Origin of the sequence: Petrotoga sp. 9PWA.NaAc.5.4 (genome assembly GCF_002895485.1) — a bacterium.
Classification (GTDB): Bacteria; Thermotogota; Thermotogae; order Petrotogales; family Petrotogaceae; genus AZRK01.
The window spans coordinates 267,807-285,071 of sequence record NZ_AZRK01000001.1 but is presented as its reverse complement, the minus strand read 5'-3'; the positions used below and the strand labels follow the sequence as shown (position 1 = coordinate 285,071).

The 17,265-nt window shown below is 30.5% G+C and carries 11 protein-coding genes and 3 tRNA genes; 4 read left to right on the top strand and 10 right to left on the bottom strand.

The genetic code is table 11. The annotated features are described in order from the left end of the window. Positions 1–29: 29 nt before the first annotated feature. On the top strand, positions 30–2,093 hold the full coding sequence (locus tag X924_RS01360) for a beta-galactosidase (protein ID WP_121957146.1): 2,064 nt from the start codon (positions 30–32) through the stop codon (positions 2,091–2,093). 81 nt (positions 2,094–2,174) lie between these two features. Here X924_RS01360 and pepT read toward each other — a convergent pair whose 3' ends face one another. From pepT to mscL, 3 genes are all read right to left on the bottom strand, one after another. Then, positions 2,175–3,392, bottom strand: a complete 1,218-nt coding sequence (gene pepT / locus X924_RS01355; protein ID WP_369826005.1) for a peptidase T — start codon at positions 3,390–3,392, stop codon at positions 2,175–2,177. A 450-nt stretch (positions 3,393–3,842) separates the two neighbouring features. Next, positions 3,843–4,982, bottom strand: a complete 1,140-nt coding sequence (locus X924_RS01345) for an MFS transporter (protein WP_121957143.1) — start codon at positions 4,980–4,982, stop codon at positions 3,843–3,845. A gap of 415 nt (positions 4,983–5,397) precedes the next feature. Continuing rightward, entirely contained in the window at positions 5,398–5,799 is a 402-nt protein-coding gene (gene mscL / locus X924_RS01340; protein ID WP_121957170.1) for a large-conductance mechanosensitive channel protein MscL, read from the bottom strand. 455 nt (positions 5,800–6,254) lie between these two features. Here mscL and X924_RS01335 point away from each other — a divergent pair, with 455 nt between their 5' ends. Next, on the top strand, positions 6,255–8,390 hold the full coding sequence (locus X924_RS01335; RefSeq protein WP_121957142.1) for an alpha-galactosidase: 2,136 nt from the start codon (positions 6,255–6,257) through the stop codon (positions 8,388–8,390). 465 nt (positions 8,391–8,855) lie between these two features. After that, entirely contained in the window at positions 8,856–9,512 is a 657-nt protein-coding gene (locus X924_RS01330) for an outer membrane beta-barrel protein (protein ID WP_121957141.1), read from the top strand. 81 nt (positions 9,513–9,593) lie between these two features. Here the strand turns inward: X924_RS01330 and X924_RS01325 are convergent. From X924_RS01325 to X924_RS01315, 3 genes are all read right to left on the bottom strand, one after another. Then, positions 9,594–9,670, bottom strand: a tRNA-Met gene (locus X924_RS01325). A gap of 11 nt (positions 9,671–9,681) precedes the next feature. Further along, positions 9,682–9,758, bottom strand: a tRNA-Met gene (locus tag X924_RS01320). Between the two features lie 25 nt (positions 9,759–9,783). Then, positions 9,784–9,872, bottom strand: a tRNA-Leu gene (locus tag X924_RS01315). A gap of 171 nt (positions 9,873–10,043) precedes the next feature. On the opposite strand from X924_RS01315, the gene X924_RS01310 reads away from it, so the two are divergent. Further along, positions 10,044–12,497: a hypothetical protein gene (locus X924_RS01310; protein WP_121957140.1), complete on the top strand. Its 2,454-nt coding sequence runs from the start codon at positions 10,044–10,046 to the stop codon at positions 12,495–12,497. 522 nt (positions 12,498–13,019) lie between these two features. On the opposite strand, the gene X924_RS01300 is transcribed toward X924_RS01310, so the two are convergent. Genes X924_RS01300 through ftsH form a run of 4 tightly spaced genes read right to left on the bottom strand, consistent with a single transcriptional unit; the run spans position 13,020 to position 17,206 of the window. Further along, on the bottom strand, positions 13,020–13,709 hold the full coding sequence (locus X924_RS01300) for a hypothetical protein (RefSeq protein WP_121957138.1): 690 nt from the start codon (positions 13,707–13,709) through the stop codon (positions 13,020–13,022). A gap of 2 nt (positions 13,710–13,711) precedes the next feature. After that, positions 13,712–15,004: a S41 family peptidase gene (locus X924_RS01295; RefSeq protein ID WP_233186545.1), complete on the bottom strand. Its 1,293-nt coding sequence runs from the start codon at positions 15,002–15,004 to the stop codon at positions 13,712–13,714. 9 nt (positions 15,005–15,013) lie between these two features. Further along, positions 15,014–15,298: a metal-sensitive transcriptional regulator gene (locus X924_RS01290; RefSeq protein WP_121957136.1), complete on the bottom strand. Its 285-nt coding sequence runs from the start codon at positions 15,296–15,298 to the stop codon at positions 15,014–15,016. Positions 15,299–15,313: 15 nt separating this feature from the next. Continuing rightward, positions 15,314–17,206 carry an ATP-dependent zinc metalloprotease FtsH gene (gene ftsH / locus X924_RS01285; RefSeq protein ID WP_121957135.1) on the bottom strand — a complete coding sequence of 631 codons (1,893 nt, stop codon included), beginning with the start codon at positions 17,204–17,206 and terminating at the stop codon, positions 15,314–15,316. Between the last annotated feature and the right edge of the window lie 59 nt (positions 17,207–17,265).

Genomic DNA, 17,265 nt, shown 5'->3' with positions numbered 1-17,265 from the left:
GATTAGTATTTACTTAAAGGAGTGGAAACATTGTGAAGTATAACCCAATTAGTGGAAAGGTTTCTCATTTTCTCCATGGTGCTGATTATAATCCTGATCAATGGCTCAACTATCCAGAAGTTCTTGAAGAAGACATCAGGCTTATGAAACTTGCTAACTGTAATGTTATGTCTGTAGGTATTTTCGCATGGAGTACTCTTGAACCGGAAGAAGGTAAGTTTAATTTTGAATGGTTGGATGAAGTGATTGAAAGATTGTATAAAAACGGAATTTACACGATACTTGCAACTCCGAGTGGTGCAAGACCAACGTGGATGGCTCAAAAATATCCAGAAGTTCTAAGAGTCGGTCCAAATAGGGTAAGAAATCTATTCGGAGAGCGTCATAATCATTGTTATACATCTCCTATTTACAGAGAAAAAGTCAGAATAATGAACACAAATCTTGCTGAAAGATATTCAAAACATCCCGGAGTAATCATGTGGCATGTATCAAACGAATATGGGGGAGAATGTCATTGTGACCTTTGTCAAGAAGCTTTTAGAAGCTGGCTAAAAGATAAATATGGAACTCTTGACAATCTCAATCATGCATGGTGGACATCTTTCTGGAGTCATACTTACACCGATTGGTCTCAGATAGAATCTCCTGCTCCACACGGAGAAAATCTTGTTCATGGATTAAATTTAGACTGGAAAAGATTCGTAACCCATCAAACTGTTGATTTTTTTAAACATGAAATTAAGCCTTTAAAAAAGATTAACCCAGAATTGCCTGTTACAACTAATTTTATGGGAGTCTATGAAGGATTAGATTACTGGAAATTTGTTGACTTTTTAGATGTCGTATCTTGGGACAATTACCCAAGGTGGCATCAAACTAACGATGATTCAGATTTAGCTTGTCAAGTTAGTTTGGTACACGACCTAAATAGGTCCCTGAAGGGTGGAAAACCATTCATGCTCATGGAAAGTACACCAAGCATGACAAATTGGATGACTGTTAGCAAGTTAAAAAGACCAGGTATGCATTTACTTTCTTCTATTCAAGCAGTAGCACATGGTTCAGATACTGTTCAATATTTTCAATGGAGGAAGAGCAGGGGTTGCAGTGAGAAATTTCATGGAGCAGTTGTTGATCATTGTGGACATGAGAATACTCGAGTCTTTAGAGATGTACAAGAAGTTGGAGAAATTCTTAAGAAATTAGATGAAGTAATTGGAACTACTGTGAAACCAGAAGTTGCTATCATTTTTGATTGGGAAAACCGTTGGGCTATGAAAGATGCAAAAGGACCGAGAAATATTGGAATTCATTATGAAGAAACTGTTGTAAGTAATTACAAACCTTTCTGGAAAAATGGCGTTCCTGTTGATGTAATTAATATGGATTGTGATTTTTCAAAATATAAACTACTTATTGCTCCAATGCTGTATATGGTTAAAGGTGGAGTAGCCGAAAGAATCGAAGAATTTGTGAAAAATGGAGGCACCTTCGTCACAACTTATTGGTCTGGGATTGTTAATGAAACTGATTTATGTTTCTTAGGGGGATTTCCTGGACATTTGAAAAAAGTTCTTGGGATCTGGGCTGAAGAAATTGATGCACTTTACGACGGAGAAGAAAGGCTCGTTTCTTTTAATGAAGGTAATGAACTTGGGTTAAAAGGAGATTATAAGGCGAGTGAATTATGTGATCTAATTCATTTAGAAGGAGCTCGAAGCTTGGCAACTTACAAAGAAGATTTCTATGCAGGAAGGCCCGCTTTAACGGTAAATGACTTTGAAAGAGGCAGATCATATTACATAGCTTCAAGAAACGAAGATAAGTTTAATGATATGTTCTACGGTAAACTTATTCAAGAACTTAATTTGAGAAAAACTGTTAACACAGAACTTCCCCATGGAGTAACAGCTCAAATGAGAACAGACGGAGAAAACGATTACGTATTCTTAATGAATTTTAGAAATGAAGAAAGCACAGTAACTTTAGACAATTTTGATTACACAGATTTATTGACAGGAGAAAAAGCATCTAAAGAAGTAAAGCTACCCATTTATGGTTTAAAGGTTTTAAAAAGAAGATCTAGGTAAAATAGTTAAAAATTCAATAAAATAAGGGTGCACTCTCCAGAGTACGCCCTTATTTCGTTTTTTAGCACTAAAAGGGGAAAATTATTTTTCTTTGACATTATTTTCAAGGATCTTTACAATCGTATCTGAAGCTACTTTCATATCCTCCACCGGAATCAATTCAAATCTGCTGTGAAAATTGTAACCACCTGTAAATATATTTGGACATGGTAATCCCATATATGACAGTCTTGCTCCGTCTGTTCCTCCTCTTATGGGTTTTATTATAGGATCAATACTTAGGTCAATCATTGATTTTTTTGCTAGTTCAATAATTTCCATATGTGGTTCTATCTTTTCTTTCATGTTATAATAACTGTCTGTTATTTCTGCTTTGACCAATTCTCGACTATATTTGTAATTTAGAAATTTAACAATTTCTCGAAAAAATTGTTTTTTAAATTCAAATTTAGCTTTTGAATGGTCTCGTATGATGTATTCAGCTTCTGCATAATCAACCGTACCATTTAGTTTTGTTAGCAAGAAGAAACCTTCATATCCTTCTGTATATTCTGGTTTTTCATTTACTGGAAGCATACTTTCTATTTCAAGTGCTATTCTTAAGGCATTTATCATTACATTCTTAGCAGTACCTGGATGTACATTTTTCCCATAAATTTTTAGTTTAATGCTTGCAGCATTAAAGTTTTCGTATTCTAATTCTCCAAGTGGTCCTCCATCAACTGTATATGCAAATTCTGCACCAAAACCTTCAATATCAAAAAAATCTGTTCCTCTTCCAATTTCTTCATCTGGAGTAAAAGCTATTTGAACATTTCCGTGTTCAATATCTGGATTATTAACTAAGAATTGAACAGCATTCATAATAGCAGCAATTCCAGCTTTATTATCTGCCCCTAAAAGTGTTGTTCCATCTGTAGTAATTATTTCCTTACCTTTTAATTTATCCAGAAAAGGAAATTCTTCAACAGTCATTATGTAATCATTATTTAATATAATGTTACCACCTTGATACAAGAAAATATGTGGATTTGTACATTTGCCATCTAAGTCTGGAGATGTATCCATATGGGCTATAAATCCTATAGACGGAACAGGTTTTTGCGTCTTAGATTGTAGGGTAGCATAAACGTAACCATGCTCATCTTGTTTTGCATTTGTTAATCCCATTTCTCTTAATTCTTGGACTAATAATCTTCCTAGTACTAATTGTCCAGGTGTACTTGGCACAGTTTTACTTGATTCATCAGATTTGGTATCTATAGCAATATATTTCTTGAACCTTTCTACAATATCTATCATTCTTCTCACCCTTTAAAATTCTAATATCTAATTTTTATAAATATTTTAGATTTGAATTTGTTATACAACACCTCTATAAATTATTTTCAAAAATGTTTAATTTAGTAAATTTTACTACAAAATCATTTTAGAAAAAGGCACGTATTTGTTAATATAAAAAATATAATTATTCTAAAAATAAGAAATTGAATCATAACGATAGTTATTTAAATTAGAACGATTCTAATTTTCAATAAACTTTTCTTATGAATAATACAATTTTAAAAGATATCTTTAGTAATAATATAGCACAAGTTGAAAATTCTAAAATTATTGGTCAAATTTCTCCCAATTCATTTTGTATATTTATGCCACAAATTGAAAGAAATATTTCAAAATACACTCCTTACAAAAGGATATTTTTAAAAGAATTTTTTCATAATATAAAGCAGAGAGATTTACTACAAACTAATTAGTTAGTTTCTTCTTAAGTACAAAAAGTACTATAACTGCTGCAACTTCTAATGTCATTGAAAAAACTACCAAAGTTATTATTGAATAATCGTACAATAATCCCATAATTGCACTTCCGATAAACCAAAATAATCCAAAGACTGTATTAAATAATCCATAAGCTGTTCCTCTTTTTTCAGAAGGAATTATATCAGCTACGACAGATTTTAAAATTGATTCCTGGGCTCCCATCCCAATTCCCCAAAAAATAATTCCAATAATTATCAAAATAATCGAATTTGATAGAAAAGCAAAAGGTGAAAAAAATAAGCTAAGAGAAGAAGCTATAATAAGACTACCCATTCCTATTTTGTCATATAAGAATCCAAAAATAAGGGCAGCAAATGCATCTATTCCCATAGCTATAGCATACATAAAGGGAATTAAAGAGTCTGTTAAAATCATATTCCTTTGAAAGTGAAAAGCCAGTAGTGGAAAATCTACAAATCCAGCGGCAATTAAAGATATAGCTACCAAATATAACCAATATGATCTATTCAATCCTTTGGTATCTATCTTATTTTGCTTAGTTTCAAATTTTTCGGGCTCTGGGAAATTAATTTTGCTAAATATTAATAACACAATAGTTAGAAGAGCTGGAATTAATAGCATCGCAAAAGCAAATTGATAGTTTCCTATATCATCATCACTTCTAAAAAGAAGTATAAAACTTAGTATTAAAGGTCCTGCTACAGCTCCTATTTGATCAAGAACTTCTGCAATAGCAAATCCTTTACCGCTTCCAACATTTCTTGCTGCATAAGACATAAGAGTATCTTTTGCAGGTTTTCTTGTGGCTTTTCCGATCCTTTCTAGAATTATTAGCATTGCAGCAGTTTGCCATCTTCCGGTTAAGGCAAGTGCAGGGACAGCAAATACATCTATCGTATACCCAAGGAAAGTAAATAACCAGTATTTACGTGTCTTATCGCTCAAATAACCTGTCAATAGCCTTAAACCATAACCGATAAACTCTCCTAAACCTGAAACTAATCCAACAATCGCACCACTTGCTCCAAGTAAACTTAAATAAGGTCCTATCAAACTTCTTGCGCCTTCATGAGTAATATCGGCAACTAAACTCACTATTCCCATAACGATGATAAAGCTAATAGCAGATTTTTTCGTTGGTATTCACCTTCTTTAAAATTATATCGACAATTTAAATATAATTCTTTTTTTGGAATTTGTCAATCTCAGTGTTTGTAAATTTTTTGATATAGAAAAAATAAAAAAGTAATAAGGTTTTCTTAAAAATAGTGTGGTAATTAAGCTGTAGTTAAATTGATTTTATACAATGACAAATTTAGAGAAGGCTACCATGTCTAAATCATAGACAACTGCATCCATCTACTCGAGAAAAGGAAACAAAACAAACAATAATGACCATACATAATATTAGATTTTTACTTATTGTTCATATCTTATTTTTTCTACATACTGTTTTCGAAAGGGAACCAAAAAGGTAGTTAGAAATTTTTATTAGTATGGAATTATCAGAATTAGAAGCTTATTTTTTAGATTTAATTTCTTGTAAAATATTTTTAATATCTGTTAACAATACCTCTTCTTTAGAAGGAGCTGGTGGAGTAGGAGGAGGTGGAAGAGGAGTTGGTTTTTCAAACTCTTTCCTTATCTTATTTATAAAGCGAACAAATATGAATATAGAAAATGCTACGATTAGAAAATCCACAACTGTTTGGATAAAATTACCATATTTAATAGTTGCCTCTCCTATGCGAAATTCGAGAGACGCAAAGTTTATGCCTCCTATAAGTAACCCTATGAAAGGCATCAAAATATCATTTACTAAAGAAGTGACGATTTTACTGAAAGCACTTCCTATAATGACACCAACAGCGAGATCAATAACGTTTCCTTTAACAGCAAATTTTTTAAATTCTGACCACATGCTTTTCATATAGTCTCCTCCTTATAAATTCAAAAGATTATTTTTAAAAAATTCTCATTTCTAAAGTTCCTATCTAATCCTTGCAAAATATAAATTTCTTTAACTTTTTCGCTGCGCGTAGCTAAGGAGAGAGGGGAGGGCTCCGCCCTGGACCCATTTTAAATTCAAAAGATTATTTTTAAAAAATTCTCATTTCTAAAGTTCCTATCTAATCCTTGCAAAATATAAATTTCTTTAACTTTTTCGCTACGTGTAGCTAAGAAGAGAAGGGAGGGCTCCGCCCTGAACCCATTTTAAATTCAAAAGCTTATTTTTAAAAAATTCTCATTTCTAAAATTCCTAAATTCAAAATTTTATTTTTGAAAATGTTCATTTTTAGGCTAATTAACTTTGAAATTTTTTTAATTAATGTTATCATATTCATAATATAAAATCAAATGTTAAGAGGTGATAAGATGGCAATAGTTTTTGAAGAAAAGAAGAAAAAATGGATTTTAGAAACTATAAATATGGGATATGTATTCGCTTTAGATAAAGAAGGAAAGTTAAAAAATGTATATTGGGGATCAAAATTACCAAGGTTTGAAGATTATCCAGAAGTTGATGATCTTGTTGTAATGGATAGGTACACCTGGGATGATGAGTTTTCTGTTAGAGGAGAAAAGAATAATGTAGAACCCTGTTTAAAAGTTGAATATTATGATGGAGTGAGAGACGTAGTTTTGAATTATGTTGATTTTGAAATTAAAGGCAATCAACTAATTATAAAATTATTAGATGAACAATATGGATTGAGTGTAAAACTTTTCTATAGATTAATAGAAAAGTACGACATTATAGAAAGATGGGTAGAATTAGAAAATAGTTCTGATAAAGAAATAAAGATAGAAGATATAAAATCAGCGTCATTATACGTTGAAAATTCAGAAAAAGTAAGGTTAAATTATTTAACTGGTATGTGGGGAAGCGAATTTCACTTACGAAAAGAAAAAATAAATGAAGGGAGCAAAGTTTTAGAAAGTAGAGTAGGTAAAACCAGCGCTTATATGAATCCATATTTTGCAATTGACTACGATGCAACAGAAGATAATGGAAAAGTATATTTTGGTGAATTAGCTTGGAGTGGAAACTGGAAAATATCTATTCAAAAAAGAATTTATGAAAGAATAGCGATTATAGCTGGTATCAACGAATGGGACTTTACATATATTTTAGAACCATCAAAAAAATTTATGACTCCTAAGTTTGTATTTGGTTTTTCAGAAGAAGGATTTTCTAAAGCAAGTCAGAATTTACATCATTATCAACTTGATTATATTTTACCTCAAGATAAAGCACATAAATTAAGAAAGGTTTTGTATAACTCATGGGAAGCAACTACGTTCAATGTAACTGAGGAAAATCAGAAGATTCTTGCAGAGAAAGCAGCAAAAATTGGTGTAGAACTTTTTGTAATAGATGATGGATGGTTTGGTCAAAGAAATGATGATCGTGCCGGATTAGGTGATTGGTATGTAAACAAAGAGAAGTTTCCAAATGGATTAAAGTCTTTAATAGATTATGTAAAATCTTTGGGGATGGATTTTGGTATATGGGTAGAACCTGAAATGGTAAATCCTGATAGTGATTTGTATAGAAAACATCCTGATTGGGTTATAAACTTTCAAAATAGGCCACGTTCAGTAGAAAGAAATCAATTAATGCTTAATTTAGCAAGAGAAGATGTAAAGCAATTTATAATAGATTTTATGGACAAGCTTTTATTAGAAAATAACATAGATTTTGTTAAGTGGGATATGAATAGACATGTTTTTGAATCAGGTTGGCCAGAAGTCGAATCAGAAAGACAAAGAGAAATATGGGTGAAATATGTGTGGAATTTATATGATATATGGAAATACTTGAGAGAAAAATATCCTCATGTTACTTTTGAGAATTGTTCGAGCGGCGGAGGAAGAGTAGATTTGGGTATTATGCAGTATGCAGATCAAGTATGGACAAGTGACAACACCGACCCATTTGATAGATTAGAAATTCAAGAAGGATTTTCTTATGCCTATGCTCCTAAAATAATGATGGGATGGGTAACTGATTGGGGAGGAAAAGATACGTATCCTTTAGAATACAGATTTCATTCATCTATGATGGGATCCTTAGGTATAGGTGCTGACTTAAATAAATTTAGCGAAAAAGATTTTGAAATAGCAAAAAAACAAGTTCAATTGTATAAAGAAATAAGAGAGATAGTGCAAGAAGGTTATCAATACAGACTGTCATCAGTAGCAAAAGAGAGATATTTTGCAGTTCAATATCTAAACGAAGATAAGAGTGAAGGAGTTATTATATATCTTAGAAATCCGAGACGTTTTGGGTTGTTTGATAGAGTCAATTTAAAGTTGAAAGGGTTAGAAGAAAAAAGTATTTATAAAATATATGAAGGAGTAGGAGAAGAAGAGATAGAAGTTAAGACATTATCTGGAAAAGCATTAGAAGAAAGAGGTATTATTATCGAAGATTCAAGTAAAGAATTTTTTTCGACGAATAAAATAAAACATTTTTACAGCAGAGTTTTGAAAATAAATAAAATATAAAACTAAAACTATTTAATCATTTTTTAATTTTTAGGTAATATAATTTCATAAAAGTGAGAATAAGAAATTGATTGAACGATTTAGAAATAAATTATGGACTTTAGAAATGATAATTTTCAGAAAATAAGCTTTTGAATTTAAAATGGGTTCGGGGCACAGCCCTCTCCCCTTCCTTCAGTCCAAGTACCGAAAAAGGTAAAGAAATTAGGAATTAGTAAGGATTAGAAGCGGGGAGATATTTTGTAAAAAAATCAATGCTAAAATATTTATAAAATGTGAAGTTTAGAATTTTTAGGTGACTATAGTAGGTATTTTAGAAATGATAATTTTCAGAAAATGGGCTTTTGAATTTAAGATGAGTCCAGGGCGGAGCCCTCTCCCCTTCCTTCGGTGCAAGTACTGAAAAAGGTAAAGAAATTAGGAATTAGTAAGTATTAAAAATAAATTTAAAGGAGGACGATAAATATGAAAAAAGTTTTTACTACGATTTTAATTTTAACGGTAGTTATTGCAGTATACTCTCTTGATATTATTGGAGGAGGTAGTTATAACACATATAACTTTGATTATTATATTGATGGTGAAAAGATGACTTTAAGTGATGAAGTACTTGAGGAAGTAGGAAAAGGTTTTGGCGCTTATGCTGGAATAGCGGTTGGAGGAAATGTTGGTATGGAATTTGGAGCAGATTGGTTTCAAAGCAAATATGATGGTACTGATGGAATTTTGACTTTATCTCAAAATACACTTGCACCATATGGAGCCTTAAGATTCAGGATAAATACATTAGTACTTCCATTGAGCATAGATGCAAAAGTAGGATTGTCTTATTATATGAATGAAACTACGTATAAAGGAGAATTAAGTTGGGGTTCAGGAAGTATAACTCTTTCATCAGGTGAAAAATATAGTGGATTAGGATACTTTGCTGGAGCAGGTGTGAATATTGGAATCACTAATACTTTAAGTCTTTCTTTAAACGGTACTTATAGATGGGCAAAAATACCTTTAACTGAGGAAAAAAGTTATTCAGGAGAATATGTAAAGTACGAAGGTGAAAGTACAAGAGAATTAGATTTATCTGGATGGAAAATTGGAGCAGGATTGGTATTAGAGTTTTAAAAATAAATTATATTATAATTGAATAATAAATAAAGATGGAGTGAGTAATTTTTCACCCCATCTTTTTATTTTTTAGCTTATTGGTGGCGGCGAAGAGATTCGAACTCTTGACACTACGGGTATGAACCGTATGCTCTAGCCAACTGAGCTACGCCGCCATAAATAAAAATGGTAGCGGGGGTAGGATTTGAACCTACGACCTTCGGGTTATGAGCCCGACGAGCTACCAGACTGCTCCACCCCGCACCAAGTAAAAGTAAATTTATTTTAATGGTGCCGAGAGTCGGACTCGAACCGACACGGGTGTCTCCACCCAGCGGATTTTAAGTCCGCAGCGTCTACCAATTCCGCCATCTCGGCATCCTTTACGTAAATAAGTTTATCATAAAAAGTGTCTTTTGTCAAGAATATTTATAAAATATCAAAGAGTTATTTTTTAATTATTTTGTTGTATAATTGATTTATCAGTTTAAATAGGTTAGGAATGAGATTTTTTTAAAATAAATTCTTGAATTTGCAAGGGGGTATCTCATGAAAAACATATTGTCAGAATTTAAATTCAAAAAAGTAACTGTTATCTTGATTTTTATGATAATTCCTTTGTTTTTTTTCTCTTCACAAGTTTATACACCACCTAAAGAACTTTATCAGATAGAAACTGAAAATTATAGATTTGTTTTTGAAAAAGATCTTTATTATTTTTATGAAGAAATCAGTGAATATGCAGAAGAATTATATGTAAAATACAAGTATTTTTACAATTCTAATCCAGGTAAAATTACTATTTTTATTTTAGATGATGTTGATTTTACGAATTCTTTTGCTTTGACTTCAACAAATGTTATAAGATTGTATATTAATCCTCCAGAAGATTTTTTGGCTTTAGGAAACAATGTAGAAGATTGGAGTAGGTTTGTTCTTTCTCATGAATTAACACATATATTTTATGGAAGCGATGTTAGGGATCCTTTGATTTCTTGGATCCCAAATAAATTAATTAAAAATACAATCAATATGGTTCATCAACCAAGTTATTTGCATGAGGGTTTGTCAATCTATATGGAAAGTAAAAATTTTGGTGGAAGATTTGAAGATGACTTATTTAACATGTATTTAAGAGCTGAGATTTTAAGTAATCAATTTCCGAGATATTATTTGGGGTCAGGTTCACAAATAGATGTTTGGAGTCCGGCTGGCTTCAATTACATGTACGGGGCTATTTTAGTAAGAGAAATAGTTGAAAATTATGGAGAAACCGCTTTAAGGGAAATTGTAAAAGTTTTAAACAGAAATATTTTTAGTAATATTGATGAAGCTTTTGAATGGGTAACAGGAGCAAGATGGGAAAGATTTATAGGAAACATAAAAAAAGAAAATATTTCAAAATATGATTCATTAATTGAAAAAGGGTATAAATTTTCATGGCTTAAAATAGATGAAACACATCAAAATACTGGAAATTTAAGAACAGATGGGGATTCTGTTTATGGATATTTAGAGATGCCTAATAAACCAAAAGGAATCTATAAAAATAACGATTTAATTAAAAAAAATGTAAATAGTTTCGATGTTAATGAAAATGGAGATTTGTTATATTTAGTAACTACATATTCTAATGGGTTTTATACCAACAAATTGTATTATGACTGTGGCTGTTCAGCAGGAGAAAAATTAATTGATGAGAGAGTGAAAGTGTTTGCCTTTGTTGGTACAGATAAAGTAATTTATTCTAAATTAGATAAAGGATTAACCGCAATATATTTATATGATTTGAAAACTAATAAATCTCGAATGTTAATTGATTACGGCAAATATGTTGTTAATTCAATTGATTCAGAAAATAATTTAATATATTTTTCTATAAATTATAAAAATCAAACAGACATCTATAGATATGATTTAGAAACTAACAAAGTAAGTCAAATAACAAATGATTCTTTTAAAGAGCTACAAATTTTTGTAAAAGATAATAATATTTACTATTCTGCAAATTACAAAGACAATATTTACAACATTTATAAATTAGACCTTAACAATAATAAATTAGAACAGATGACAAACTATATTACTGGAGCATTCAATCCCGTTATTTTAAATAATAAGTTATATCACTTATTTTATGATCATGAAGGGTATCATTTAACATACTTAGATTTAACAGAAAAGAATAGTTATTATGATTCTTTTTTGAAAGATGAAACCGTGTTGATTGAATTTGAAAAATATGCTTTAACTTTTCCTGAAGATTATGAATTAGATAAATATAATTTTGAAAAGCCTTATTTTATTCCTTATCCAGTTTTATTAATTGACGAAAACGAAAATATTTTTTATGGTGCAGGAACTATATTTGTCAGTGAAGCAACAAATTATTTAGGGATTATTCAAAGTTATACAGATGGCAACGAATTCTATTTGGATTTGGGAATAACTTTTGACTATTACACTACAAACAGTATAAATTTAAGTTTAGGAAGCGAAAAAATATATAGTGATTTTTACATTTCAAATAATTATCTTTTGTATTTGGGGCAGTATGTCAATACTTTTATTGGTGGAGGAATGGGCTTAACTAATGCTTCTTTAGAGTATTATCGTATAGACTCGATATTTCAAATAGAACCGTATTCAGTAAATAATTATGATATATATAACTTTGGATTATGGTTATCATATGTTTCTGATGCGGGGATTTTAGCTGTTTTAGATAAACCTTTTGTTGCTTTTGATACTAAAATAACACCCTATGTGGGTTATGAGGAAGGATCAATTTATTTAGGAAGCAGCATCGATAAAGTTCTTTGGAGACCGTATTTATCCTTTGAATCTGGTAAATATAGATTTGATGGAATTGTAGTTGGTGCAGACGTAAGTTACGATTTCATGAAAGAAGAGATTGATTATATGTTTTATATTCAGTTTGATTTAAGCGCTTTTTATTGGCTGAATTTGCCTTTAAGATTAAGTAGCGATATGTTTTTTTAGTACTTTAAAAATGAAGATTATTCTTAAAAAAATCGTATTTTAAAACATAAATTTAAAAGAGGCTTTGATTTATTAAAGCCTCTTTTCATATTAACCAAAAAATTAAAAATGCATCAAAAATAAGCCCTATTATCATAGAAATATAATTTTTTGATTTTAAATCTATATATAAGCGTAAAATTAGTATCCAGCAAATTGCTATATATAAAAAGAATTTTCCTAACAGTCCAAGGACTAAAGGAGAAATGGTGGAAATATAAGAGTAAAAAAAGTTATTTTCGGAAAATAAATTCCTTATTCCTGCGCTTAAATAAGAAAAAAACAAAATAAAAAGTATCAATTTTAACTTTGAAATATTTATTCGACCAATTACTATAAAAGTGGGGTTTTTCAAAATTATTGGAGAAAATATAAACAATATAGCTATAATTATAGGAATGAAAAAAGTTTTTTTGGTTACATTTAGGATTTTATTTGGACTGAAAAGAGCATTGTAAAAATCCAAAAACATATCTAATCAGTTCACCTTTCAAATAATAATATTGAATAATCATACACAATATTTATTCCTTCTTGAACAAGCGCATTTATAGTAGGCTGGACTGCCGCATTGTCAATTATAGAATTGTCTAAAATAATTCCTCCATAATCATTTAATGCATTTAACAAGGTTTGGTTGAAAGAATATGGTCGATACGCACTTTTTGTAAAAATATAATATCTACTCTTTAAGTAATTTATAACATTTTCATCTATATTTTCCAAATCTAAAACAAAGATAACGGGCGTTAATTCAACATATACATTATTAGTTAAAAACTGATAATAAGGTAATTTTAAACCATAAAGTTCATAATCTACCCGTTTTTCTTTATAATTTTCACCAGTGGAAATTAAAAAACTTGTTAAATCCTCATAAGAGCGTTTGTTTAAAGGTTTTACGCTTAAAAAATTTTCTTTAAAATCGAAATTAATCCTTCCAACGAAAACTTTGTTTCCTATTATATCTTTTGTCAAAAGGGAAAGATTGTGTATATCATTTAACTGTTTAGATAAAAAACTTGTTTTATCTTCTTGATTTTTAATTTGAAACATAGGAGGTTTCTCTAATTGATAAATATTAGTTTCTACATGGCCGTATAATAAATATAATAAAACAGATGATGAAAAAAATAAAATAAAAAGTATAATTACCCATCCATAAAATCGCACATTTAATTACCCCTTAATAAGAAATCCAATGCAGTTTTCAATTGTAAATCTTCTTCAAGGTTTATAACAGGTTTATCTGTTGTTGTGTTAAGAGCTTGCGAAGCTTCTTCTTCAGTTATTGTGCTTAAAGAAGCAATTTCTTTTGGAGGATTTTTAATTTCTATATCCGGTTTAATACCTTTTAAATGTATATCTTCTCCACTCGGCGTAAAATAATGAGCGATCGGTATCCATACTTCTCCTCCAGTTGATAATTGAAAAGTACTTTGTACAGCAGCTTTTCCATACGTGGTTTCTCCTATAATAGTTGCGACAGAGTTATCTTTTAAAGCTCCTGTCAAAATTTCGGAAGCAGAAGCAGAACCTTTATTAACTAATAATACTATTGGTATCTTTTCTAAAAAATTGTAATAATATCCAGGAATAGTAGGAATAATTTCTTTGGTCCCGTCAAAATAACTAATACTGACTATTTCACCAGTTTTCAAAAACATAGAAGTTACTTCTATTGCAGAATTAAGTAACCCTCCAGGGTTATTTCTTAAATCAAGGATAAGACCTTCTAAATTATTTTTAGAAAGGGTATTTAAAGCTTGCCTCATTTCTTGAGGGCTTGTTTCAGAAAAGTTTGTCAATAGAATATAGCCAAATTTTTTATTTTCATAATTAATTGCATCATATTTTACTGTTTTTGTTTCAATTATTTCTCTAATCAAAGTTATAGTTTTAGTTTCCTGCCATCCATCTCTATATATTTCTAAAGTAACCTCTGTACCAGGATTACCCCTCATTAAAGAAGCTGCTTTATTGATATTCAATTCAGAAGTTGGGGTTCCATCTATTGATATAATATAATCGTTTGGCATCAAACCAGCCCTATATGCAGGTGTACCTACCATTGGAGAAACTACTACAACCGCTTTTATTTCATAATCGTAACGTATAGTCAAACCTATTCCACCATATTTTGATTGAGTATCTATTTTACTTTCTTCAGTTTCTACAGAGTCTAAATACCATGCGAACGGGTCATTAAGGCCTTTCATCATACCTTCAATCGTAGAATCCAAAATTTTATCATAGTCAATTTTATCTCTGTCATAATAATAATTGTTAATATAATACAAGGTTCTTAAAATTGGTTCTTCAAATTTTTCATAATAAATTTGTACTGCAGATTTATCTTTACTATAACTATTTGAAACACTTTCTGCGTAGATCCACGAAGTAATAAACAAAACACAAATGAGAAAAATTGAAATAAATTTCTTTTTTTTCTTGCTCAATAAAATCACTCCTATTTTTTAAACTTCTTTAAATTTTGACAATATCTCTATTAATTCTTCAATTAACTTTTCATTTCCTGATTCTTCATATTCAATAATACAAACTTTAGTATATTCTTTTAATATTTTTTCGGTAGTTTTATTCAATGCTCCTTTAACTGCGGACAATTGAATTAAAATTTCAGAACAATTTCTATTTTCTTCTACCATTTTTTGAAGGCCTCTAATTTGCCCTTCTATTCTTTTCAAGCGGTTTATTATGCCAATTTTATATTCTTCTGTTTGGTGTTCCTTATTTGACATTTAAACACCTCACTTTTATGTATAAGAAATCTTTAAATCTTTTATTGAAACTTCTTTGTCATTAAGTACGTAATCTTGTAATTCTTCTATCTCCATTTGCATCATTTTTTTGAATTCTTTTCCAGAAATTTCTTGTTTATTGTATAGATATATAGCAAGAAGATCCAATCTATTTTTATTAGATAGTAACATTTCTTTTGCTTTTTCATAACTACTTATAATAAAATTTTTAATTTCTGAATCTATTTCTTGAGCAGTTTTTTGAGAGAAATTTTTCATTTTTGTTAATTCTCTACCTAAAAAAATTTCTCCCACTTCTTCTCCCCATGCTATAGGTCCTATTTTCTCACTCATTCCCAATTGGGTGACCATTTCTCTTACTAAGTCTGTTGCTCTTTTTAAATCATTTCCTGCACCAGTTGTTATTTCGTTGAAAACAATTTCTTCAGCGGCCCTCCCCCCTAAAAGACCAACTATTCTATCTTTTAATTCTGGTTCAGTGATAATAAACCTATCCTCAGTAGGAAGTTGCATTGTATATCCCAACGCAGCTTGTCCTCGAGGAATTATAGTGATTTTTTGAACAGGGTCAGCATATGGTAGTAGATAACCTAATAAAGCATGCCCTAATTCATGATATGTTACTATTTTTCTTTCTTTTTCATTTATTTTTCTTGACTTTCTTGAGGGACCAACTACAACACGTTCTATAGCTTCCTGAAAATCATTGTTAGTAATAAAATCTCTATTTTCTCTTGCAGCTAATAAAGCAGCTTCATTTACCATATTTTCTAAATCGGCACCAACAAATCCCGGTGTACTGCGAGCCAAACCACTTATATCCACATCTGTAGCTATTCGTTTACCCCTTAGATGAATCTTGATTATTTCTTCTCGTGCTTTTAAATCAGGCACATCTAAATAAATCTTTTTGTCAAATCTACCTGGTCTTAAAAGCGCCTTATCTAATATATCTGGTCTATTAGTTGCCGCCATAACTACTATTCCTTCTCTTGGATCAAAACCATCCATTTCTACTAAAAGGGCATTAAGTGTTTGTTCTCTTTCATCATGCCCACCACCCAAACCTGTTCCTCTTTGTCTTCCTACAGCATCTAATTCATCAATAAAAATAATTGAAGGGCTATTTTCTCTTGCCTCTTTGAAAAGCTCTCTGACTCTTGCCGCTCCTACTCCAACAAATAATTCTACAAAATCTGAACCTGACATAAAATAAAAAGGCACATTTGCTTCCCCTGCTACTGCACGAGCGACTAAGGTTTTTCCTGTTCCTGGAGGTCCTGCTAAAAGGACACCTTTAGGCATTTTTGCACCTAAAGAACTGTAATTTTTTGGATCTTTTAAAAAGTTAACAATATCTTCTAACTCTTCTTTAATTTCATCGATTCCAGCAACTTCGTTGAAGGTAATTTTATTCTTTTTTGAATCATACCTTTTAGCTGGATTCGCTCTATAACTACCGCCGGGTATTCCTTCTCCCCCTGCGGCTCTTCTAAACATCCAAAACCAAAAAATCATAATTAAAAACATTGGAAGCATGTAAATAATTAATGTAAACCACCAACTACTACCCGTGTTTTTTGTGTATTCTACTTTGATACCGTCGTTTGCTAAAGCTCTAACAAAAACTTGATCAAAGAGTAATGTTGGAGCATAAACTCTAAAGATCTGCCCATTTTTCGCCTTTGCCTGAACAATTCCACTTGTGTCAATTTGAATACTGATTATCGTATCTTGGTTGATTAAATTAACCAAATCAGTATAGGTTATTTCTATAATATTTGATGTATTTAATTGTGAAATACTCATGAAAATCAGAAGAGTAAGAATGAAATATATAAAGATGGGGCCTAATAACGGGCCAGTTCTTCTTGAATTATTTGCCATATAATCCTCCTTTTAATCGATACTCATTATTTTTTGATAAATTTTTATTTTTATAAGAT